Origin of the sequence: Pseudomonas sp. WS 5146, assembly GCF_012985495.1 — a bacterium.
Taxonomy (GTDB): Bacteria; Pseudomonadota; Gammaproteobacteria; order Pseudomonadales; family Pseudomonadaceae; genus Aquipseudomonas; species Aquipseudomonas edaphica.
In genome coordinates this window covers 514,531-535,890 of record NZ_JAAQWL010000001.1, presented here as the reverse complement: position 1 = coordinate 535,890, position 21,360 = coordinate 514,531, and the positions used below count along the sequence as shown (strand labels likewise).

The window sequence follows — 21,360 nt, the reverse complement described above, 5'->3', positions numbered from 1 at the left end:
ACACCTGTGCGGGCTGGCAGGCCGCTATCGCAGGCAAGCCAGCTCCCACATTGGATTTGTGATGGGCTTAGGGTTGTTGCTTACGCCCCGCCATATGCTTCAAGTACCCCACCAGCAAATCCAACTCGCCATCGGGCAGCACACTGGCGTTAAACGCCGGCATCTTCGCCTGTGGCCAATGCCGCAAGCTCTGCGGGTCGCGGATGTAACGCTTGAGGAAATCCCCGCTGAAATACTCGGTGGGGTTGTAGGGAATATTCAAGTCCGGCCCCACCTGCGCATCGCCGGCGCCATTGAGCCGATGACACGCCAGGCAATTCTTCTGAAACAGCGCAAAGCCCTGGTTGACCGGGTCATTCGCCGCCAACTTCGGGTCAGGCAACAAGGCCGGAAAACGCTCAGCCACCGTCTTCAATTGCTTGATCTCGGACACCTGGAACGGCCACTGTTCAGGGCTGATATGCCCGGCTTGCGGGTCGGTCCATACCAGATAAAACGGCCCGGCACTCGGTTTACCGTCTGCCAGTGCAGGCCACGGCTGGGCCGGGTCTTCCACTGCCAGCCAGGCGCGGGCACCGTGTTTCTCCAGAAGCGGCGCGGCTGTCAGTTCTGCGGCGAACCCATCCAGGGCCACGGCTTGCAGATGGTTCGCAGGCGTGAGACCCGGTAGCAGAGAGGCCAGCGGCACGGCGCGATAGGTCATAGTGCGCTTGTAGGAAACGTCATCGACGATCTGCACCGTCTGCGCATCCGGGTGCTTGAGCAGCTCAGCGGTCTGCCAGGTCTTGCGGGTGTGGTCGAGTTCGATGGTCAATTGCGCGGCCGTTGCCGGCAGGGCCAACAGCAAAGCGAGGAAGGCAAGGATCGGTTTCAAGGGAGAGCCCGGTTCTAGGTGGCGGTGGCGCCCACAATACCGGAAAGCTGCGCGCAAAAAGACAGCCCCTGCAACAGGACCGCTATGCGCAATGTCCTGGCAGGTGCTGCCAAAAGCTGCAGTCCTGGTGCTGTGTGTGCACGGAATCTGGAGGCTGAATCGTCACCCGATAACCTTGGTTAAATTGGGCAGGATCAGAATCAGTGTGGTGGCGAACAGAATAAGTCCCGCCTGACGTACTTTCGAATGTTTAAACATGGCTGACTGCCTTTTGTTGTTATTCCTGAGCGTCAAATGCGTGCCGATAAATTTCAGTATCGCGATGTGACGTTGCACTTTTCTTACAACTGCCCCAGCAAAACCCGGCAGCAGCTTCCTACTGATTCAACCTTAGAGCCCTCGTTCTTCGCGGCTTAGATCCATTTCATATCAGCTAATCAGTATTTGCGCTAAAAACGGCATGAGGCTTAGTGCCATCTTGGCGCCAGCCCTAGGGCTAGACAGCTAAAACGATTAATCAGCGGTTTCCCATAGCTGCCTACCGTTCGTCCGAGCGAGGGGGTCAAAAGCAATGAGCGCATCGGTCATTGAAACCGTGTCAATCGGGCCTGAAGGTAGGCACACACGCACTGGCTGCTCGAGGATGTCATGACCCAAGCTTTGATCTTTGATGCGATACGTACGCCCCGTGGCAAAGGCAAGGCCGATGGTGCCCTGCACAGCGTCAAACCGGTCAACCTGGTGGCGGGCCTGCTGACGGCGCTGGCGCAACGCAGCGACCTCGACACGCGCCAGGTAGATGACATCGTCCTTGGCTGCGTCACCCCGGTGGGTGACCAGGGCGCCGACATTGCCAAGACCGCTGCACTGGTGGCCGACTGGGACGTCAGCGTTGCTGGCGTGCAGATCAACCGCTTCTGCGCCTCGGGCCTCGAAGCGGTGAACCTTGGCGCAATGAAAGTGCGCTCGGGCTTCGAAGACCTGGTGGTGGTCGGCGGTGTCGAGTGCATGTCCCGCGTGCCTATGGGCAGCGACGGCGGCGCCTGGGTGCTCGACCCGCAGACCAATCTGCACAGCCACTTCACGCCACAAGGCATTGGTGCGGACCTGATCGCTACACTCGAAGGCTTCACCCGCCAGGACGTCGACACCTTCGCCCTACAGTCCCAGCAGAAAGCGGCCAGGGCTCGTGCAGACGGTTCCTTCAACAAGTCGCTGATTGCGGTGCAGGATCAGAACGGCATCGTGCTGTTGGACCATGATGAATTTATCCGTGGTGACTCCACCCTCGAAGGCCTCGGCAAGCTCAAGCCAAGCTTCGAAATGATGGGGCAGATGGGGTTCGACGCCACCGCGCTGCGGGTCTACAGCCATGTGGAGCGTATCCACCATGTACACACGCCCGGCAACAGCTCCGGCATTGTCGACGGCGCTGCGTTGATGCTGATCGGCTCCGAGGCCAAGGGCCGTGAATTGGGCCTGCAACCACGGGCGCGCATCGTCGCTACGGCGGTGACCAGCACCGACCCGACCATCATGCTCACCGGCCCCGCACCGGCGACGCGCAAGGCGTTGGCCAAAGCCGGTCTGCGCGTTGAAGACATCGACCTGTTCGAAGTCAACGAAGCGTTTGCTTCTGTGGTTCTCAAGTTCATCAAAGACATGGGCATCGACGCCGCCCGAGTCAACGTCAACGGCGGCTCCATCGCCATGGGCCACCCGCTGGGCGCCACCGGCTGCGCGATCCTCGGCACCCTGCTCGACGAGCTGGAGGTGCGTCAGCAGCGCTACGGCCTGGCCACCCTGTGTGTCGGCGGTGGCATGGGCATCGCCACCATCATCGAACGCCTCTGAGCCCAAGGAATTTGTCATGACCGAAGCCATTCGTTACGAAAAAGGCCAGGACCAGATTGTGGTGCTGACCCTCGACATGCCCGGCCAGAGCGCCAACACCATGAACGGCGTGTACCGGGAGGCCATGGCGGCCATCGTCACACGCCTTGAGGCGGAAAAGGCCAACATCGCCGGCGTGGTTATCACCTCGGCGAAGAAGACTTTTTTCGCCGGTGGCGACCTCAATGAACTGATCAAAGTCGACAAAGCCCACGCCAAGGCTTTCTACGACAGCGTGCTGGTGTTGAAGGCGCAACTGCGGCGCCTGGAAACTCTCGGTAAACCGGTGGTGGCCGCGATCAATGGCGCAGCGCTGGGCGGCGGTTGGGAGATTTGCCTGGCGTGTCATTACCGCGTTGCGCTGGATGACAAATCTACCCAGCTTGGCCTGCCGGAAGTCACCCTGGGCCTATTACCGGGCGGCGGCGGGGTAGTGCGCATGGTGCGCATGCTGGGGCTGGAAAAGGCCTTGCCGTATTTGCTGGAAGGTAAAAAAGTGCGGCCGCAGCAGGCGTTGCAGGCGGGTTTGATCAATGAGCTGGCGGCGGATCGCGATGAGCTGCTGGCCAAGTCCCGCGCCTGGATTTTGGCCAATCCCGAGGCCAAACAACCGTGGGACAACAAGGGCTACCAGATCCCCGGCGGCACGCCGTCAAATCCAAAAGTTGCGCAGATGCTGGCCATCGCGCCGTCGATTTTGCGCAGTAAAACCAATGGCTGCTTCCCCGCGCCGGAGAAAATTCTCTGTGCGGCTGTAGAAGGCGCCCAAGTGGATTTCGACACTGCGCACCTGATCGAAACCCGCTACTTCACCGAGTTGGTCACCGGGCAAGTGGCGAAAAACATGATTGGCACCTTCTGGTTTCAGCTCAATGAGATCAACGCCGGCAGCTCACGGCCGAAAGGTTTTGCCCCTTATGTCACGCGTAAGGTGGGCGTGCTGGGCGCCGGGATGATGGGCGCGGGCATTGCGTATGTGAGTGCCTGTGCGGGCGTTGAGGTGGTGCTCAAGGACATCAACCTGGCGGCGGCCGAGAAGGGCAAGGCGCATTCTGCCGCGCTGCTGGACAAGAAAGTCAGTCGTGGGCAATCGACCGCCGAACAGCGGGAAAGCACCTTGGCGCGGATTCATCCTACGGCCTCCGATGCCGACCTGGCCGGCTGCGACCTGATCATCGAAGCGGTGTATGAGGACCGTGAACTCAAAGCCAAAGTCACGGCGGCGGCGCAAAGCGTGGTCGGCAGCGATGCCGTGATCGCTTCCAACACCTCCACCTTGCCCATCACTGGCCTGGCAACAGCGGTGCCCGATCAAGGCCAATTCATTGGCCTGCATTTCTTCAGCCCCGTCGACAAGATGCCGCTGGTAGAAATCATCAAGGGCGCACACACCCGCGACGAAACCCTGGCCCGAGGTTTTGATTTCGTACTGCAAATCAAGAAAACCCCGATAGTGGTCAACGACAGCCGCGGCTTCTTCACCTCGCGGGTGTTCGGCACCTTCACCAACGAAGGCATCGCCATGCTCGGCGAAGGCGTGGCAGCGCCGATGATCGAAACCGAAGCGCGCAAGGCCGGTATGCCGGTGGGGCCGTTGGCGGTGTCGGATGAAGTGTCCCTCAGCTTGATGAGCCATATCCGACAGCAGACGGCGAAGGATCTGCAAGCCGAAGGCAAGCAAGTGCCGGCTCACCCGGCGACGGCTGTGATCGATCTGTTGGTGAATGAATACAAACGCACGGGCAAGGCGGCAGGCGGCGGTTTTTACGACTACCCCGCAGGCGGGCACAAGCATCTGTGGCCCGAGCTGAAAACCCGCTTTGAACAACCCGGCAAACAGATCTCAGCGCAGGATGTGCGCGACCGTTTACTGTTTATTCAGGCGATTGAAACCGTGCGGTGCGTGGAGGAGGGCGTGTTGATGTCCACGGCGGATGCCAATGTGGGCTCTATCTTCGGCATTGGCTTTGCCGCGTGGAGTGGCGGTGCGCTGCAGTTTATCAACCAGTATGGCCTGAACGACTTCATTGCCCGGGCGCGTTACCTGGCCGAGCAATATGGCGAGCGGTTCTCACCGCCAGCGTTGTTGCTTGAGAAGGCTGCACGGGGTGAACTATTTGCCTGATCAAACCGCCCTGTTTTGAATGATGGAGAACCCCTGTGGGAGCGGGCTTGCCCGCGATAGCGTCATATCAGCCGATATTTGCAGTGGCTGACACACCACTATCGCGGGCAAGCCCGCTCCCACAGGTCGTCACGCGGCGGGACTTGCTTTGCTGGGGTGTTTCAAGGCAGGCTCTGGGCTGTGCATTATTCCCATCACCGTGTCAGGTATTTTTTATGTCGCTACGCGTCTGTATCCTGGAAACCGATATCCTGCGTCCAGGCTTGATCGATCAATACCAAGGGTACGGGCAGATGTTCAAGCGCCTGTTCTCCAAGCAACCGATTGCCGCCGAATTCGTCATCTACAACGTGGTGCAGGGCGAATACCCGCCTGCTGACGAGGTGTTTGACGCCTACCTGATCACCGGCAGCAAGGCCGATTCCTTCGGCACCGACCCGTGGATCCAAACCCTCAAAACCTACGTGCTTGAGCGCTACGAGCGTGGCGACAAGTTGCTGGGCGTGTGTTTCGGTCACCAGTTACTCGCGCTGCTGCTGGGCGGCAAGACCGAACGCGCCAGCCAAGGCTGGGGCATGGGCATCCACGACTACAAGCTCAACGCCAAGGCGCCGTGGATGAGCCCGGTGGTGGAAGAATTGACCTTGCTGATCAGCCACCAGGACCAGGTCACCGCGCTGCCGGACAACGCCACGGTGATCGCCTCCAGCGATTTTTGCCCGTATGCCGCGTACCACATCGAAGACCAGGTGCTGTGCTTCCAGGGCCACCCGGAGTTTATCCACGACTATTCCCGTGAGTTACTGGAGATTCTTCAGACAACCCTGGGCGAAAAGGTCTACACCCACGGCGTGGCCAGCCTTGCGCGTGACCACCACGGTGCCACCGTGGCTGAATGGATGATGCGCTTTGTCGCCCACAAGCCAGAGGCTGCGGCTTAAAGCCAGCCCGAGCGTTTAAAGCTAGCCCACAAACTCGTGCAGCCCACCGCAATAAACCCGAGCACCGCAAAATAGCCGTAGTGCCATTGCAGCTCGGGCATGTTCTGGAAGTTCATCCCATATATCCCCGCCACCGCCGTGGGGAATGCCAGAATCGCCGCCCAGGCGGCGAACTTGCGCTGCACCACGCTTTGCCGCGAAGCCTCCAGTAACACACCGATTTCGATGGTCTGGCTGGCGATATCGCGCAGGGTAGTGAGGTCCTCCATCTGCCGCGTCACGTGGATCTGCACATCGCGAAAATACGGGCGCATATTCTTGTCGATAAATGGGAAGCTGAGCTTCTGCAGCTCCTGGCTGATCTCCACCATCGGCGCCACATAACGTTTAAGCCGCAGCACATCGCGGCGCAGGCCGTGCAGGTTTTGAATATCGTGCTCGCTCAGGGAACTGCACAGCACGTTGCGCTCCAACTCATCAATCTCGGCGTGGATCGCTTCGCTCACCGGCTGGTAGTTTTCGGTGACGAAATCCAGCAGCGCATAGAGTACGAAATCTTCCCCATGCTCCAGCAACAATGGCCGCGCCTCACAGCGCTGGCGCACAAAACCGTAGGACGCCGAGTGGCCGTTGCGGGCGGTGATGATGTAGCCGTTGCCGGCGAAGATATGGGTCTCGATAAACTCCAGCTTGCCGTTTTCGCGCACCGGTGAGTAGGTGACGATAAACAGCGCATCGCCGAAGGTTTCAAGCTTGGGGCGGCTGTGTTTTTCCAGGGCGTCTTCGATGGCCAGTTCATGCAGGTTGAACTGGCGTTGCAGGTTGGCCAGCTCCTGGGCGCTGGGCTCTTCCAGGCCGATCCACACAAAATGGTCGGGTTTGGCGGCCCAGGCGGCGCCTTCGTCGAGGGTGATATCCGTGACTTTCTTACCGGCGCTGTAAACGGCTGCCGCAACAACTCTACCCATGGTGCTGATCGCTTCTTATTAGGAGGACAGGTGTTGGGCAGCTTAGCCTGAATGGCGTTCCCTTGTTGCGGTGCAGAGGTCAGCTTTTTGTGGCGAGCAAGCTCGCTTGCGCTGGGGGCGAAGCCCCCCAGCAATCACAAAGGCGCAGGTGCCCAAGCGGTTTGCAGCTCATGGTCCATCTCGGCAATGCATGCCTCCATCTGCGCCTGACACGTCTGCATCAACGCCGGGATGTCATCCGAAGTCAGCCCGACGGTAGGAATCGGCGGCAACGAGCGTATGAGCACCTCACCGCTGTTCCAGCGATTGAGCTGCATATGCTTGACGTAAGTGCTGGCGCACACCTGCACAATCGGTACGCCAGCCGCAATCGCCATATGGAACGCGCCCTTCTTGAACGGCAGCAAGCCGTTACCCAAGTTGCGTGTGCCTTCGGCGAACACCCAAATCGAGGTGTCCTCATTCTGCAAGGTCTGTGTGGTCGTAAGCATCGCCCGGCGCGCCTTGTGTGCATTGCCACGGTCAATCAACACATTGCCCGCCAGCCAGAACAACTGGCCGAACAACGGCACCCACTTCAGACTCTTTTTGGCGATACACACGGTGCGATGGGGCACCACATTGCCGAATATAAACAGGTCATAGTTGGACTGATGGTTGGCGATGACCACACAGGTGCCGGGCTTGTTACGCAGCGAGTCGACATCAGCCTTAAGGCGCAAGCCCAGGATACGCATGGCAGGCAACGCATAGAGACGAGCACACAGGCGGCTGTTGTCCGGGTTGAACGGCCGGCACACACCCAACAGCACGCCCAATACCCCGGCGACCATAAAGTGCAGGCCCATCAACAACATACGTAACAGAAAAAGCATCGACACAGCCCATCGGGACAAAAGGTGGCGCAGTGTACGGATGTGCACTGTATTCGGCAATTGCCCCTACAGACGTAGGAGATGGGCGATGTTTAAGCACATGTTTCAACGTACGCCGACATAGCCCGACTAGAGCGGCTAAAGACGTTTCGGATTTATTTGTAAGAAAAAGCCCGACTCAAGGTCGGGCTTTGGCACATCAGCTTTAGGTATCTTCACAATTATTAACGGTGGCCACCTATTCTGTGGCGAGCGGGCTTGCCCCGCGTTGGGCTGCGAAGCAGCCCCAAAACCAGGCCCCGCGTTCTTTCAGGCGAAACCTCAGTGCCTTTACTGGGGCCGCTGCGCAGCCCAACGCGGGGCAAGCCCGCTCGCCACAACAGCCCGCTCAGAACAGATGTTGCCTTTAGCTACTCAGCTATAGGGCATTAGCCCAGGTTGTGGCCCTGATCCTGAATGATTGCATCATCCAAGGCTTCCAACAGTGCCTTACGCACCTTCAACTTGGTGTGTTTGTGGGCGTTCATATTGATCTTCTTCAACTGCCGCGCAGCCTCCAGGGCCGCTGCGTGCAACTCCTCCGGCGCCACCACCTTATCCAGGAAGCCAGCGCCCAACGCGCCCTGCGGATCAAACATCTCGGCATTGATCACCGAACGATGAAACGCCGATTTACGCAGACGATCCCGCGCCAACTCGATACCGGCGTGGTGCATGGTCATGCCGATCGCCACTTCGTTCAGGCCAATGCTGAACGGGCCTTCCACACCAATCCGGTAGTCCGCCGACAACAGCAGGAACGCCCCCTTGGCCACCGCATGCCCAGGGCACGCCACAATCACCGGGAACGGGTGCGACAACAGGCGCCGCGCCAATGTCGAACCCGATGTCACCAGGCCAATGGCTTCTTTAGGCCCGGCCGTCATCACCTTCAAATCATAACCACCCGACAGAATCCCCGGCGTGCCGGTGATGATCACCACCGCCCGATCCTTCTCGGCCTGATCCAGCGCAGCGTTGAACTCAGCAACCACTGCTGGAGAAATGGCGTTTACCTTGCCGTTGCTCAAGGTCAGGGTCGCGATACCGTCTTCGAGGTGGTAGGCAATCAGGTCACTCATGACGCGGTTCCTTGTAGGAATTGTTATAGATAGGCTGTTAATAGAAGCGCATGCGCAGACGTTACCCACCACGCCCGCCCCGGTAAAGCGCCGTGACTGACTACACAGTCAGACTTTTCCCGCATTCCCAAGGGTAGACGGCCCGCAGCAGGGCACAGCCGCCGCGCCAGACGCCCGCAACCGATGCCCAAGAATGGCAGATTCACCACCCCTCGCCGGGCGAGTCACGGCATAACCGTCTAAGCGCATGAAAATTCTGAAAAAAACCTTTGCCATCAGAAAGGCTTTCGACTACATTAGCGCGCCTCGACAGACTGAACTGGTTTGACGAGATACGGTGAAGTGTCCGAGTGGCTTAAGGAGCACGCCTGGAAAGTGTGTATACAAGAAATTGTATCGAGAGTTCGAATCTCTCCTTCACCGCCACATTCTACAAACACAAACCCCTGATTTTCCTAGTGAAAGTCGGGGGTTTGTGGTTTTTGGCGTCCAAAAAATAGCCCCATGGGGCCGTCATGGGACTAGTGCGCATTTTTGGTGTGTTTTTTGTTCGCGAGATGCATTGCATCTCTGCGCCGTTGATTGGGTATGCGGTTGGCTAACTTTGGCAGGTAGCTGCAACTCAATGGTGTCAATCAAAGCAAAGGCGATTCATTGCCATACCTAATCTCCTCCCTTATTTGATTCTCTGTGCTGTGCATCCAGCGGAGGGATTGATCCGTATGTCCTCTTGAGGGCTCGAGTGCGATGAGTATCCGAGATCATCAAGCGATGCAGTGCGATGAGCGGTTCAGGCATTTCTTGATCCGAACCATCATTCCTGCCAAGGACAGCTACGATCATGATAGGACCACAGTCAGGTACTGCCATGAACGCCACGGATGACGCTCATTTTTTGGACCGCCTATTGCGCGGAGAACAAGACGCATATCGTGATTTGGTGTGCACGCATCAGGGCGCAATGAGGGCCATAGCTTATGGAATCGTGGGGCCGCGCCATGCGGACGATGTAGTGCAAGATGCATGGCTTGCGATTGTGAGAGGCATGGGGAAATTTCAGAGACGATCCAGCTTAAAAACCTGGATGCTAAGGATCACGTCGAATACGGCGAAATGTAGATACAAAGCTCGGCGCAGTGAATCGAACTGTATCCCATGTACCTCTTGGGTTGAAGGAAGAAGCGTTTTATTTGTAGATGATCTTTCCTACACTTCGCCTGGGGCGTTGCATGAAGATAGCCCCGAAGCACTTCTGAGCGAATCCGAGCTATATACTCGAATTAACGTTGCTCTTGAGGCGCTACCGGATCTGCAAAGAAGCGTGTTGATACTGAGAGAGCGCTCTGGATTGGAGCTGGATGAAATTTCTACGCTCCTCGGAATATCGCTGACTAACGTAAGAGTGCTTTTGCACCGAGCGCGTTTAAAGGTTTTTTCGGCAATTGCGGAGTACCAGTCTGTTTTTGATATGTGAGCATCATGGTGATTTCCCAACTGCCTGGATGTTGGCACTCGAAAAATGGTACTGAGATTTCCACTGGAGGTCTGCCATGGCGACTGTAAAAACTGCACTCGTTCTCGCAGGTGGCGGTAGCCTCGGTGCGGTTCAGGTTGGAATGTTGCAAGCTCTTGTGGAAGACGGCATTAGATTCGATCTGGTGGTCGGCGCATCTGTCGGGGCCATCAATGGTGCGTATTTCGCAGCCAGGCCGAATGCGCAGGGGATCGCTGAGCTCGCTGACTTCTGGCGGGGTTTGCGAAAGGCGGATGTGTTTCCATTTTCTGTAATCGACACCCTGACGGCAATATTGCGACGTCGTGGATATCTTCTACGCGCTTCAGCGTTACAACACCTGGTGCGCCGGTCGCTGCCGGTGAAATTGATCGAAGATACTGAGTTGCCTTTGTATATCGTCACCACCAATCTGCTCAGCGGTGCTGAAGAGTTACTTTCCAGTGGCAGTGCTGAACAGGCCTTACTCGCCAGTGCAGCAATCCCGCTGGTGTTTCCACCCGTCCGAATAAGTAACAAACTCTTAATTGACGGTGGCGTGGCTAGCAACACACCTATTGCCAGTGCAATCTCACTAGGGGCCACTCGTGTTGTTGTGGTACCAACTGGTTTCGGTTGTGCCTGCCCTAATCCGCCGATCGGGCTCGTTGCATTAGCCTTGCACACACTCAATTTAATGAGCATGCGTCAACTGGTACGTGATATTGAGTTGTACGCTCCGCGGGCGTCTATTCACGTTGTTGCGCCCTTGTGCCCATTAAATGCTTCGGTATTCGATTTCAGCCAAACAGATCAGCTCCTAAAGCGCGCTTACCAGTCGACCCAAACGTGGATTGAGGAAGGTGGGTTAATTCGCACTGGTGTGCCGGATTCGTTACAGGCTCACACCCACACCCAGATATAGGTAAATAGCCCGGGTTTCTAGAAGCGATCGGTCGGTTTCGATTGGCCGATTGCGACGGTTCACGAAAGTTAGATTGAAAGCGAAATTCGAATAACGCCACTTATATAAAACAGGCCCCCCACATCGAAGCCAAGTGTGGGGGGCTTTTTTGTGAGCGTGGATACCAGATCCGGTATGGCTGGTATACCAATCCCACCTCAACTGGCTAACACTGAAAAACGGGACGGATTTATTCAATCGCTCACTTCTCTTGGTGGGCCAGTAAGAAAGTGCTTACACCGCTTCGTGGATCAACACAGGGGTGGCCTGCTCGCCACAATAAAGTGACCTCTTAACTGCCTGATATTAGCTGGACACGACCGGTTTATTTCGCAATAAATGTGCAGTTTTTGCACAGATATTGTTCATTCCTGTGTGTATTTCAAACATGAAAGCCCCCCTTAAACTCGACGCCACTCACCCCGTCACGGTTTAAGGAAACGCACAAATGACCAACCCCTCTCAACCGACCATCCGCGCAATGTCTGGCGCAACACCCGTCACCCAGCTTGATCCAGCCACCACCGCACTGTTGGTCATCGATTTCCAGAACGAATATTTCAACGGCAAGATGCCGATCCCCGACGGCGCCACCGCGTTACATAACGCCCAGTGCCTGATCGAATTCGCCGACCAGCAGAAGATCCCGGTCATTCACATCCAGCACCTCGCGCCAGCCGGTTCTGCAGTGTTTGCCCAGGACGGCAACACCGTCGATTTCCACCCACTGATGCAGCCGCGCGCTCAAGACACACTGGTGCAGAAGACCAGCGTCAGCGTGTTCGCCAGCACTGACCTGCACAACCAACTTCAGCACCAGGGCATCCGTACCCTGATCATCTGCGGCCTGATGACTCACGCCTGTGTCGCGGGTGCGGCCCGTGATGGTGCGGCATTGGGCTACGCCATTGTGGTTGCTAGCGATGCCTCGGCAACCAGGGCAATCACCCGTGCCAACGGTGAGTCGGTGACCCAGGACCAACTGCATGCCTCGGCACTCGCTGAAATTGAAGACACCTTTGGTGACGTGCTGACCACGTCCCAAGTCATCGGCTTGTCTGTGCGCTAACGGTCGGCCTTTCAGCACCCTAATTCAACTCGTCAAACAGGACTGCATCATGACTCGCACATTCGCCACTCCATCGAGCCGCCTTCTGCCCAAGCTGTTCAAATCTGCCGTCATCGGCCTGGGCTTGATGATGGGCCTCGGCCAGTTTGCTGCCGCCGCCGAGGCACCGGCTAACCCACACCCAACCATTCGCGCCATGTTCGGTGCCAAGCCAACTGACAAACTGGACGCCAAGACCACCGCACTGTTGGTGATCGACTTCCAGAATGAGTACTACACCGGCCGCATGCCGATCCCGGATGGCATGAAAGCCCTCGAAAACACCCAGCGCCTGATTGCATTCGCAGACAAGGAACACATCCAGGTGATCCACGTGCAGCACATCGTTCCAAATGGCGCCGCAGTATTTGCCAAAGATGGGAAGACCGTGGATTTCCATCCGCTGATGAAGCAGCGCCCACAAGATAAGGTGATTCAGAAAACCACCGTCAGCGTGTTTGCCAGCACCGATATTGATGCCCAGTTGAAGAACGCCGGGATCAAGACGCTGATCATTTCCGGCCTCATGACTCACGCCTGTGTCGCCGCTGCAGCCCGCGACGCCACGCCGTTGGGCTACGACGTTGTGGTAGCATCCGACGCTACGGCAACCCGCGCCATCACTCGCGCTAATGGGCGTTCGGTGACCAAGGACGAGCTGCATGATTCGGCGCTGGCCGAGATCGAAGACACTTTCGGTTCAGTGCTGACCACCGCACAAATCGTTGCCCTGCCGGTTCACTGATCAGCCTGATCACTCATTGGAGTAACGCCCGCTTCATGAACCAGCTATCTGCCATGCGCGCCTTTCGGTGCATTGTCGAGGCCAAGGGCTTCTCTGCTGCGGCAGAGCGGCTGGACACCACCCACTCGACGATATCTCGGCAGTTGCAGCAGTTGGAACTTGAACTGGGCGTTCAGTTGATCAACCGCAATACCCGACGTTTCAGCCTGACCGGCCCTGGGGAGCAGTACTTCGCAGCCTGTGTCGATATTCTTGACCGCCTCGATGCAGCTACCCAGGCCATGGCACAGGGGCATCAGCGCCCCGAAGGCCTGTTGCGGGTCAGTGTGCCGCTGGTGGTGGGCACGCTGGATTTGCCGCACTGGCTGCCGGGGTTTCAGAAGCGTTTTCCCGATATCGAACTTGAGCTGTGCTGCGACGACAAATTCGTTGACCTGGTGGCTGAGGGCTTTGATGTCGCCATCCGCATCGCCAGCGCCCTGGGCGATACCACCCTGATCGCTCGCACTCTCACCGTTTCAAAACGCGTGCTGGTGGCGTCGCCTGCCTACATCCACACCCACGGTTTACCGCGCACCGCCCAGGAACTCGACGAGCACCGCTTGTTGAGGTTTGTCGGGGAGGCATCAGACTGGCAACTCACCTCGGCCCGTGGTGCAACCATGAGCGTCACGCCCAAAGGCCAATTCAAGACCAGCACCATCACTGCCTTGCACGCCGCCACACTGGCCGGCGCCGGCATCGGCTGCTTTACGCATGCGACGGTGCGCAACAACCTGGCGCAAGGGCAACTGGTGCCCATCCTGCCCAACTACTCGATGGGCGAGTGGCGTTATTACGCGCTGTACCCGCAATCCCGGCACTTGGCGCCCAAGGTCAGGGCGTTTGTGGATTACATGGCGGATTTTTACCAGGTGGATGCTAAAGCCGCTGTCTGAGAAAGGAAAAGGACAGATTTATTTGAGTCTCGTCACGCACTCCGTGCGAGGCAATCGAACCCCTGATTTCGGGAGAAACCAGGGGTTTTGTGATCTCTGGAGTTTGAAAACTGCCGTTTCTAGATCACGCGCCGGGCATATCCATGCGCCGGCCTATCACGTCCAGCAAATCGCAGCCGTCGCGTAACGGGATTGAGCACAGCAGGGCAAAATCACTGAGAACAACGGCATCACTACTGATCTCGCTGCGCAGTGCAAGGTTCTCAAGGACTTGGGTGACGGCACGCAGCCGAAAACTCGCGGCGTCGAGGAGAATTTCCAGGGGGACGGTGGTATCGACAAAAAGGGCAGGGGTGGCGCTGTCGTTGCTGGTGAGGGCTATGTATTGGTTCATGCGTTAAGTCCGTTCACTTAGAGGAATATGAGCCACGCATTTGTCGCCAAACAAAAGGTGGCCGCTGTACGCAGGTTGGCGAACCGGTATAAGAACGGACAAAGACCGGCAGACCCGAAGGTCTCCCACGCACAGCAGCCGTTGAGCAGCTTATTGCGTGCAGGCGCATCCCGCAAATCTGCCGGGAGACTTCTGCCGTCTTAATAGTCGAGTCGCCAAACCCGTTCGCCCTGTGGGCGACCGAGTGACTATAGGCTCGACGATTTTGAAGTGCGAGGCCGACGCTTCTGAACGGTTTGTAGGACGTTGCCTGGATTGCTGGGCATGGGCAGTCCTACCTACGAACCCTGCAACCTCGGGAGTGGCAAATCGAGTAAACGTTTGAAATTACAATTGTGCTAGGGAAATTTTTTCTCTAGCGTCCGTCTCCATGGCGACCCTTCGCAGTGAACGAAGCTGGAAATAAAAATCTATCCCGACGACCACGCGCCGCCGCATTTTCACGTGCAGACGCCGGATGGCGAGTCGCTGGCTCAGATAGAAGGGCTTGTTGTGCTCGGTACAGGGGCAGAAACAAAGGCCTTGAAAGCCGCCCTGCTTTGGGCAAAAGCTCATATCGCGGATCTCAAGCGCGTATGGGATGAACAAAACCGGAGGAACTGACTTATGACCAGCAAGCTTCGCATCTCTGCTGTGCAACCAGTTGCCGGCAAGCATGCCTTACAGATCGAATGGAATAACGGCAAGCGGCATACCGTTGATCTTCTCGATCATATAAATGCCTTTCCGATCCTCAAACCTCTTCTGGATTTGGCTCGATTCGGCCAAGTACAAGTCGGTGAGTGGGGGTTTGATGTGACGTGGGGTAACGACCTCGAATTGTCAGCTGTTACGCTGCACCGTCTAGCATTGGAGCAATCCGGTGAGGTGATGCTGACACAGGATTTCCGGCAGTGGATGCTCAGTAACAACCTGTCCCTTTCCGCAGCGGCTGTGGAGTTGGGGTTCTCTCGCAGGACCATCACCGCCTATAGCAGCGGCGCTGCTTTGATTCCCAAGCATGTGGGGCTGGCGTGCAAGGGCTGGGAGTACGAGCATAAAGGTTACAAGGGGCGCTACGCCTGAACGTAACCGTATTTCGCTAAAAGGGCGGCCAATCGAGCCGCCCTAATACATTTTGTGAACTGCCGGCCCTCAATGCCGATGCCGATGATGCACATCCGGAAAATGCGCATGGCTATGCCGCATCACACTATGAACGTGCACATGGCTATGCGGCTGCGCCGGGTCCCACTCAAACCCGTGCTCATGCTGATGATGTTCATCATGCACATGCCGATGCCCATGTTCCGTCGCTTCATGCAGATGCTCATGGGCATGCCGCTCCGTCAGGTGCAGCCACACGCCCACGGCCATCAGCGCGGATGCAATCCAGAACGCCACCGTTACCGATTCCCCAAACATCAGCAGGGCAACAGCCGCGCCGAGGAACGGCGCCGTCGAGAAGTAAGCGCCCGTGCGTGCACTGCCCAACCCGCGTAACGCCAGCACAAACATGACGAGGCTGATGCCATACCCCAAAAACCCAACCAACAAGATCGGCGCCAGCTGTGCCACACCCGGTATCTGCGCGCCGAGGTAAAGCGCCAGGCTGCTATTCACCAGCCCGGCAATCAACCCTTTGGCTCCGGCGATAAACAGCGCGTCCGAGGCCGAGACCTTGCGCGTCAGGTTGTTATCAATCCCCCAGCACAAACAAGCTACCGCCACGGCGAGCGGCCCGGTCCAGTCGTGGCTGGCGCCGCCGCCGTCGGACCATGACAACACCACGCCGCCCAGCACGATCGCGAGCATGCCGAGGACGATGCGGCGGTCGGCGTTTTCTCTGAACACCAGCCAGGCGATCACGGCAGTCAGCACCGATTCAAGGTTGAGCATCAGGGAGGCGGTCGCGCCGGCGGTGCGCGTGAGGCCGAACATCAAGGCAACCGGGCCGAGGATGCCACCGAAGGCGATGGCGCCGAGCAGCCAGGGCCATTCAGCACGGGTCAGCCCGCTGGGTTTCCAGCCGCGATCACGGATAAGGCGCACGCAGGCCAGGCCGAGACCGCTGCCGAGGTAGAGCAGGCCGGCGAGCAGTACGGGCGAAAGGTTCAGGCCGAGGCTTTTGGCGAGCGGGGTGCTGGCGCCGAACAGGGCGGCGGCGGCGAGTGCGTAAACGATGCTGAGGTTCATGGGCCATCCTCGAAAGGTTGACCCATGATACGTCGCTTGCCAGGGGCAGCGCCCTGACAACTTTATATTTACTGCGCGGTTTTCAGCTTGATCACATCACCCGAAATCTTGGTGGTGTAACCGTTCAGTACCCAGGCCCAGAACCATTTTTCCTGCACTTGAGTGTTGATCAGCGCGTCGCCGCCTTTGGCCTTGATGGCGGCATCCTGGGCGCGCACGAAGCGGTTGTTCTGGCCGATCGGGATGACGCCGAGCAACATGATGCCGGTGGCACTGCCTTCACTGTGGCCCAAAACGGTGTATTGGCTGCTGTCGTACTGCGGGGATTTGATGGCGGTGCCGGTGCAGCCTGCGAGGGTGAAACCGAGAACAGCTGCTGCAACTACTTTACTGACGTACTTCACTGTGAAACTCCATGGACTGACCCCCGGGATTCAATTCTCGAGGGGGCGCCATTTTAATCCCCACACTGGCAGATTGAAATCAATTACCCGGATGTTTCATTTTCACACCTGCACGTACACCCACGCTGTAAGACCCGAAGCCAACGCCACGGACACACGCTTGTAGTCCGACACCTCATACGCATCCGCTGCCGCCAGTTCCTGCTCGTTAATCTGAAAGACCATGCCTTCAACGCTGGCAGCCTTTTCCTCGGTGGGCGCGACAATCGGGTGATGGGTCTTGCCACTGGTGGCGAGCACTTGCGGATCGGTAATTTCTACCCAGCTTTGCGCATAGCCGAGCATGGCGTCGTGATGGCCGACCAGTTCCCGGCCGAAGTTGGCGAGTTGCACGGCTTTGTCCTGCAAGGTGCCGTAGGAAAACAGCAGCACGGGAAATTGGGTGGAGCGTTCCATGGATGTTCCTTAAGCGAGTAGGTCTTCGTAAAAAGCGCCGTAGGGCTTGCTCGGGTGGGCGATCTGGATTTCCAGAATCCACAGCCCGGCATTCGGGTAATGCTCGAAATCGCCCAGGTCGCCGCCGCGATGGATGGCATGGGGGAAGTCGCTGACGCGGTGGCCTTTGATGTCGAGGTTCAAACGCCAGCCCATGGCTTGGGCTTGCTCTTGGGCGTAGCGGTAAAGCTCAAGGCCCGCCACGTGGTCATTTTTCCAGCGTGATTGTACGCGGTCGAACAGTGCCTTGGCGGCGTTGGCGCAGGCGATCATGTCCGCGTCGTTGCCAACGGTGAAGGTGGCACCGGCGTCGCCTTCATGGCCTTGCCACACGGCGCCCATGTCGATGAGGAAGATATCGTTTTCAGCCAGCACCGGGTCGCCTTCGGAGCGTTGGTTGAAAGCCTTGAGGGTGTTGGCGCCGAAACGCACCAGCAGCGGGTGCCAGATGCGTTGCATATCGAGCTCAGTGAGTACCTGTTTGCCCAGCTCGCGAGCCTCGGATTCAAGCATGCCGGGGCGGATGCGTTGGGCGAGGTGTTCGATGGCTTGCCAGGTCATGGCTTGGGCGTAGCGCATGGCCTCGATGCTGTAGGCGGCGCCCACGGCTTCTTTGGGTTGTGCAGTCACCGGTGTTCCCTCGCAGTCAGGCTGTGCTGGTCGTTATGCGTTTTACTATATAGCGATGCCGAGATGGAACCCAACCGTTAAAACACCACAGATCAAATGTGGGAGCTGGCTTGCCTGCGATGGCGGTGGTTCAGCAAACAGTGATGTTGCCTGACCCACCGCCATCGCAGGCAAGCCAGCTCCCACATGCTGTCAGAGGTGCAGCCAGGCCAGGCTACCCAGCACCATCGCCACTCCACCTGCGGTGTAGGACAGGCGCTTGAGCCACTCTTTACGCGTCAACAACGTAATCGCCGCCAACGAAATCGCGATCTGAATCGCGGTCATTGCCTGTGCCCAGCGGTGATGCTGGTGCAGTGCCTCTTCGGATTTCTGGTCCCATTCCTTGGATGTCGCCTCAAGCTTCTCGGCCTGTTTGCGCACCTCCTCCTTCTGGCCCTTGTAGCGCTCGATTTCGTCCTTGTAATGCGCGGCATCTACACCCGGAATATGCGTGGCCAGCTCCGCCAGGTTCTGGCGGCTGGATTTGGCCTGGTAGTAGTTCCACTGGTTGGCGGCTTCGGTCTTGATGATGGCGGCGTTGTTCTTGTCCATGGCCGCTTCGCTTTCGGTGGAGCCGGCCTGGTAGCTGAGCATGGCACCCAGGGTGGCCATCAACGCGGTCATTACGGCGATGCGGCTGGCGAAATTGTCACCGCGCCCGTGCGCATGTTCGGTGGTGTGTTCGATGTGTTTTTCGTGGGGGCTGGGGACTTCGAAGGCTTCGGACATGGGGGCGTCTATGAAGGGACTGAGGGAGACTGATTCTTTACCAGTGAAGCTGTCTCAATCCTGTACGTAACGCTGCAAACCTTGCACCAGCGCGTCGAATGTCACCCGGCAGCGCGGGCTGTTGCGCAGGTCTTCGTGCATGGTCACCCAGGTGTCCAATTTGAGCGCAAAGCCATCGGGCAGTACCCGGCGCAAACGCGGGTCGCGCTTGGCCAGTTGCACCTGGCAGCCGCCGATACCGGCACCGGCGCGGATCAGCGCCAATTGCGCCAGGTCGCTGTCGCTGCTGATGGCGAAGGCGCTGCGTTCAAAGCCCTTGATCGCCAGGCTGCGGATAAACGCGTTTTCCTGGTCGAAGCCGATCACTGAATGGCCAGCCAGGTCTTGCATCTGCAAAGGGGCGCCCTGCAGTTGCAGGTAATCGTCGCGGGCGTGCAGTCCCACTTCGATCAGGCCGACGCGCTGCGCCAGCAGTTGCTCCTGGCTGGGGCGGACCATCCGCACGGCGATGTCGGCCTCCAATTGCAGCAGGTCGCTGAGGCGGTTGGTCAGCACCAGTTCAACCCGCAAGTGCGGGTGCTCGCGGCGCAATTGGGTGATGATCGGCGGCAGTACTTCCACGCCGACCACCTCGCTGGCCGACACCCGCACCACCCCGCGCACTTCATCGCCGTGGGCAGACGCGGCGCGCTCCAGGGCCGCGGCAGTGCGTTCCATGGTTTCGGCATGGGCGCGCAAGGTGTGGGCCACCGCCGTCGGCAACAGCCCGGCAGGCGAACGGGTAAACAGCACCACGCCCAGTTCGGCTTCGAGCGCCGCGATGTGCCGGCCCACCGTAGGCTGTGTGATACCGAGCTGCCGCGCGGCACCCGATAACGATCCCTCCTTGAGTACGCCAAGGAACGACCGGTAAAGCTCCCATCCAATAGTCGATGCCATGCATAAATGTATAGCGGCTGGATGGTCTTGGGCAATTTATCTATAGCAAGGCTGCACACACAATGGCCTCACCAACTAATGCAGGAGAAGGTCATGAGCAAGGTTCTGGTACTGGGGGCAACCGGCGGGATCGGCGGTGAAGTGGCGCGGCAACTGCACGCGGCAGGCTGGGAGGTGTGTGCACTGACGCGGGATGTGGGCAAGGCGCGCCGCGCGAATGCCGACTTTTCCTGGATCGAGGGCGACGCGCTCAACCGTGATGAGGTACGCGCCGCGGCCCGTGGTTGTGCGGTGATCGTACATGCCGTCAACCCACCGGGTTACCGCAATTGGGCTGAGCTGGTCATGCCGATGATCGACAACAGCATTGCGGCGGCCATCGCCGAGGGCGCGACGATTGTGTTGCCGGGCACGGTCTACAACTTCGGGCCGGATGTGTTTCCGGTGCTGTATGAAGATTCGCCGCAGCACCCGCAAACGCGCAAGGGGGCTATCCGCGTACAACTCGAGCAGCGTCTGGAACAGGCGTCCCGCCGTGGCGCCCGTGTGTTGATTGTGCGCGCCGGGGATTTTTTCGGCGCTCGGGTGGCCAACAACTGGTTTGCCCAAGGCTTGATCAAACCCGGTAAACCGGTACACGCCATCAGTTATCCGGGCGCACCGGGTGTGGCGCATCAATGGGCTTATTTGCCGGATGTGGCGCGCACCATGGTCGAGTTGCTTGAACGCCGGTCAACCCTGGAGGCTTTTGCGCGCTTTCATATGGCCGGGCATATGGACACGGATGGCACGCAGATGACCCAGGCGATCCAGCAGGAGGTGTTGCGCAGGACGGGCCAGCAACCACGCGTAGGTCGTTTCCCATGGTGGTTGCTGAAAGTGGCCGCGCCCTTTGTCGTCACCCTTCGCGAAATGCAGGAGATGCGTTACCTGTGGCAAACCCCATTGCGTCTGGAAAACACGCGCTTGGTCGCGGCTTTGGGGCGCGAGCCGCACACGCCGCTGGAGCAGGCGGTGGAAGCTACGTTGCTCGGTCTGGGGTGTTTGCCTGACGCTGTCTGATCAAGCGTACATACACCGCACTGTTGATCAGCAACACCACGGCGCCCAGCCCCAGTTGAATCTGTGGGGTCAGCCCGTCCGGGTAGATCAGCGTAAGAATGTAATGCTCGATAAAACCGCCGCCATAACCGTCCTGCCCGGCGAGGTGGCGCAGCATGTTCTCCCAGCGGGTCAGCGGGCAGGGCAGGTGGAACACTTCCACCGCCACGCCCCAGGCCGCGGCGGGCAGGTGCAGCCACATCACCGGCCGCCACTTGAGGGCCAGCAACCCGCCAAACAGCACGAACAGGATAAAACACAGGTGGAACAGCACCAGGCTGTCGGCGGCAATGCGATAGAGCATGAAGAGGTTCGCTTTTATCAGGGCTGGCGTTGAGTTTGCAGGT

Annotated in this window: 23 protein-coding genes and 1 tRNA gene; 12 read left to right on the top strand and 12 right to left on the bottom strand. The window is 58.4% G+C overall.

All coding sequences use genetic code 11. The features are described from left to right. Positions 1–67: 67 nt before the first annotated feature. On the bottom strand, positions 68–874 hold the full coding sequence (locus tag HBO41_RS02340; protein ID WP_017138326.1) for a cytochrome c: 807 nt from the start codon (positions 872–874) through the stop codon (positions 68–70). A gap of 648 nt (positions 875–1,522) precedes the next feature. On the opposite strand from HBO41_RS02340, the gene HBO41_RS02335 reads away from it, so the two are divergent. The 3 genes from HBO41_RS02335 (at position 1,523) to HBO41_RS02325 (ending at position 5,833) form a co-directional block, all read left to right on the top strand. Next, positions 1,523–2,728, top strand: a complete 1,206-nt coding sequence (locus HBO41_RS02335; protein ID WP_169985020.1) for an acetyl-CoA C-acetyltransferase — start codon at positions 1,523–1,525, stop codon at positions 2,726–2,728. Between the two features lie 16 nt (positions 2,729–2,744). After that, positions 2,745–4,892: a 3-hydroxyacyl-CoA dehydrogenase NAD-binding domain-containing protein gene (locus HBO41_RS02330; RefSeq protein ID WP_169985018.1), complete on the top strand. Its 2,148-nt coding sequence runs from the start codon at positions 2,745–2,747 to the stop codon at positions 4,890–4,892. A gap of 215 nt (positions 4,893–5,107) precedes the next feature. Beyond that, positions 5,108–5,833 carry an amidotransferase gene (locus tag HBO41_RS02325; protein WP_017138323.1) on the top strand — a complete coding sequence of 242 codons (726 nt, stop codon included), beginning with the start codon at positions 5,108–5,110 and terminating at the stop codon, positions 5,831–5,833. Here HBO41_RS02325 and HBO41_RS02320 read toward each other — a convergent pair. The 3 genes from HBO41_RS02320 to HBO41_RS02310 form a co-directional block, all read right to left on the bottom strand. After that, positions 5,830–6,801, bottom strand: a complete 972-nt coding sequence (locus tag HBO41_RS02320) for a magnesium and cobalt transport protein CorA (RefSeq protein WP_099548771.1) — start codon at positions 6,799–6,801, stop codon at positions 5,830–5,832. The genes HBO41_RS02325 and HBO41_RS02320 overlap by 4 nt on opposite strands. Before the next feature lie 134 nt (positions 6,802–6,935). Next, the gene (locus HBO41_RS02315; protein ID WP_169985016.1) at positions 6,936–7,676 is read right to left on the bottom strand and encodes a 1-acyl-sn-glycerol-3-phosphate acyltransferase; all 741 of its coding nucleotides are present in this window, start codon (positions 7,674–7,676) and stop codon (positions 6,936–6,938) included. A gap of 428 nt (positions 7,677–8,104) precedes the next feature. Beyond that, on the bottom strand, positions 8,105–8,797 hold the full coding sequence (locus HBO41_RS02310; RefSeq protein ID WP_169985014.1) for a crotonase/enoyl-CoA hydratase family protein: 693 nt from the start codon (positions 8,795–8,797) through the stop codon (positions 8,105–8,107). 336 nt (positions 8,798–9,133) lie between these two features. On the opposite strand from HBO41_RS02310, the gene HBO41_RS02305 reads away from it, so the two are divergent. The 6 genes from HBO41_RS02305 (at position 9,134) to HBO41_RS02280 (ending at position 14,044) form a co-directional block, all read left to right on the top strand. Further along, positions 9,134–9,223: transfer RNA gene (locus HBO41_RS02305), tRNA-Ser, on the top strand. A gap of 442 nt (positions 9,224–9,665) precedes the next feature. After that, positions 9,666–10,271: an RNA polymerase sigma factor gene (locus HBO41_RS02300; RefSeq protein WP_169985012.1), complete on the top strand. Its 606-nt coding sequence runs from the start codon at positions 9,666–9,668 to the stop codon at positions 10,269–10,271. A 76-nt stretch (positions 10,272–10,347) separates the two neighbouring features. Next, positions 10,348–11,214, top strand: coding sequence for a patatin-like phospholipase family protein (locus HBO41_RS02295; protein ID WP_169985010.1), 867 nt, complete (start codon positions 10,348–10,350; stop codon positions 11,212–11,214). 487 nt (positions 11,215–11,701) lie between these two features. Continuing rightward, positions 11,702–12,322, top strand: coding sequence for a cysteine hydrolase family protein (locus HBO41_RS02290; protein ID WP_169985008.1), 621 nt, complete (start codon positions 11,702–11,704; stop codon positions 12,320–12,322). A gap of 49 nt (positions 12,323–12,371) precedes the next feature. Next, a complete protein-coding gene (locus HBO41_RS02285; RefSeq protein ID WP_169985006.1) occupies positions 12,372–13,106 on the top strand; it encodes a cysteine hydrolase family protein in 735 nt (244 codons plus the stop codon). Positions 13,107–13,141: 35 nt separating this feature from the next. Beyond that, complete coding sequence (locus HBO41_RS02280; RefSeq protein WP_222933961.1) at positions 13,142–14,044, top strand: LysR family transcriptional regulator; 903 nt, start codon at positions 13,142–13,144, stop codon at positions 14,042–14,044. Positions 14,045–14,168: 124 nt separating this feature from the next. Here HBO41_RS02280 and HBO41_RS02275 read toward each other — a convergent pair whose 3' ends face one another. Continuing rightward, positions 14,169–14,438, bottom strand: a complete 270-nt coding sequence (locus HBO41_RS02275; protein ID WP_017138315.1) for a hypothetical protein — start codon at positions 14,436–14,438, stop codon at positions 14,169–14,171. 456 nt (positions 14,439–14,894) lie between these two features. Here HBO41_RS02275 and HBO41_RS29740 point away from each other — a divergent pair, with 456 nt between their 5' ends. After that, complete coding sequence (locus HBO41_RS29740; RefSeq protein ID WP_080593788.1) at positions 14,895–15,101, top strand: DUF4160 domain-containing protein; 207 nt, start codon at positions 14,895–14,897, stop codon at positions 15,099–15,101. 3 nt (positions 15,102–15,104) lie between these two features. Beyond that, the gene (locus HBO41_RS02265) at positions 15,105–15,563 is read left to right on the top strand and encodes a DUF2442 domain-containing protein (RefSeq protein ID WP_017138313.1); all 459 of its coding nucleotides are present in this window, start codon (positions 15,105–15,107) and stop codon (positions 15,561–15,563) included. Positions 15,564–15,632: 69 nt separating this feature from the next. Here HBO41_RS02265 and HBO41_RS02260 read toward each other — a convergent pair whose 3' ends face one another. The 6 genes from HBO41_RS02260 to HBO41_RS02235 all read right to left on the bottom strand — a co-directional run bounded on the left by HBO41_RS02260 (position 15,633) and on the right by HBO41_RS02235 (position 19,912). Continuing rightward, positions 15,633–16,673, bottom strand: a complete 1,041-nt coding sequence (locus tag HBO41_RS02260; RefSeq protein WP_169985004.1) for a DMT family transporter — start codon at positions 16,671–16,673, stop codon at positions 15,633–15,635. Between the two features lie 68 nt (positions 16,674–16,741). After that, the gene (locus tag HBO41_RS02255) at positions 16,742–17,077 is read right to left on the bottom strand and encodes a hypothetical protein (RefSeq protein WP_017138311.1); all 336 of its coding nucleotides are present in this window, start codon (positions 17,075–17,077) and stop codon (positions 16,742–16,744) included. A 102-nt stretch (positions 17,078–17,179) separates the two neighbouring features. Further along, a complete protein-coding gene (locus HBO41_RS02250) occupies positions 17,180–17,533 on the bottom strand; it encodes a gamma-glutamylcyclotransferase family protein (RefSeq protein WP_017138310.1) in 354 nt (117 codons plus the stop codon). 9 nt (positions 17,534–17,542) lie between these two features. Next, positions 17,543–18,202, bottom strand: coding sequence for a M24 family metallopeptidase (locus HBO41_RS02245; RefSeq protein WP_169985001.1), 660 nt, complete (start codon positions 18,200–18,202; stop codon positions 17,543–17,545). A gap of 192 nt (positions 18,203–18,394) precedes the next feature. Continuing rightward, positions 18,395–18,973: a DUF4337 domain-containing protein gene (locus HBO41_RS02240; protein WP_017134636.1), complete on the bottom strand. Its 579-nt coding sequence runs from the start codon at positions 18,971–18,973 to the stop codon at positions 18,395–18,397. A gap of 54 nt (positions 18,974–19,027) precedes the next feature. Next, complete coding sequence (locus HBO41_RS02235) at positions 19,028–19,912, bottom strand: LysR family transcriptional regulator (protein WP_169984998.1); 885 nt, start codon at positions 19,910–19,912, stop codon at positions 19,028–19,030. 93 nt (positions 19,913–20,005) lie between these two features. Between HBO41_RS02235 and HBO41_RS02230 the strand changes: the two genes are divergently transcribed. After that, positions 20,006–20,974, top strand: coding sequence for an NAD-dependent epimerase/dehydratase family protein (locus HBO41_RS02230; RefSeq protein WP_169984996.1), 969 nt, complete (start codon positions 20,006–20,008; stop codon positions 20,972–20,974). On the opposite strand, the gene HBO41_RS02225 is transcribed toward HBO41_RS02230, so the two are convergent. After that, positions 20,934–21,317 carry a DUF2784 domain-containing protein gene (locus HBO41_RS02225; RefSeq protein WP_169984994.1) on the bottom strand — a complete coding sequence of 128 codons (384 nt, stop codon included), beginning with the start codon at positions 21,315–21,317 and terminating at the stop codon, positions 20,934–20,936. The genes HBO41_RS02230 and HBO41_RS02225 overlap by 41 nt on opposite strands. Positions 21,318–21,360: the final 43 nt, after the last annotated feature.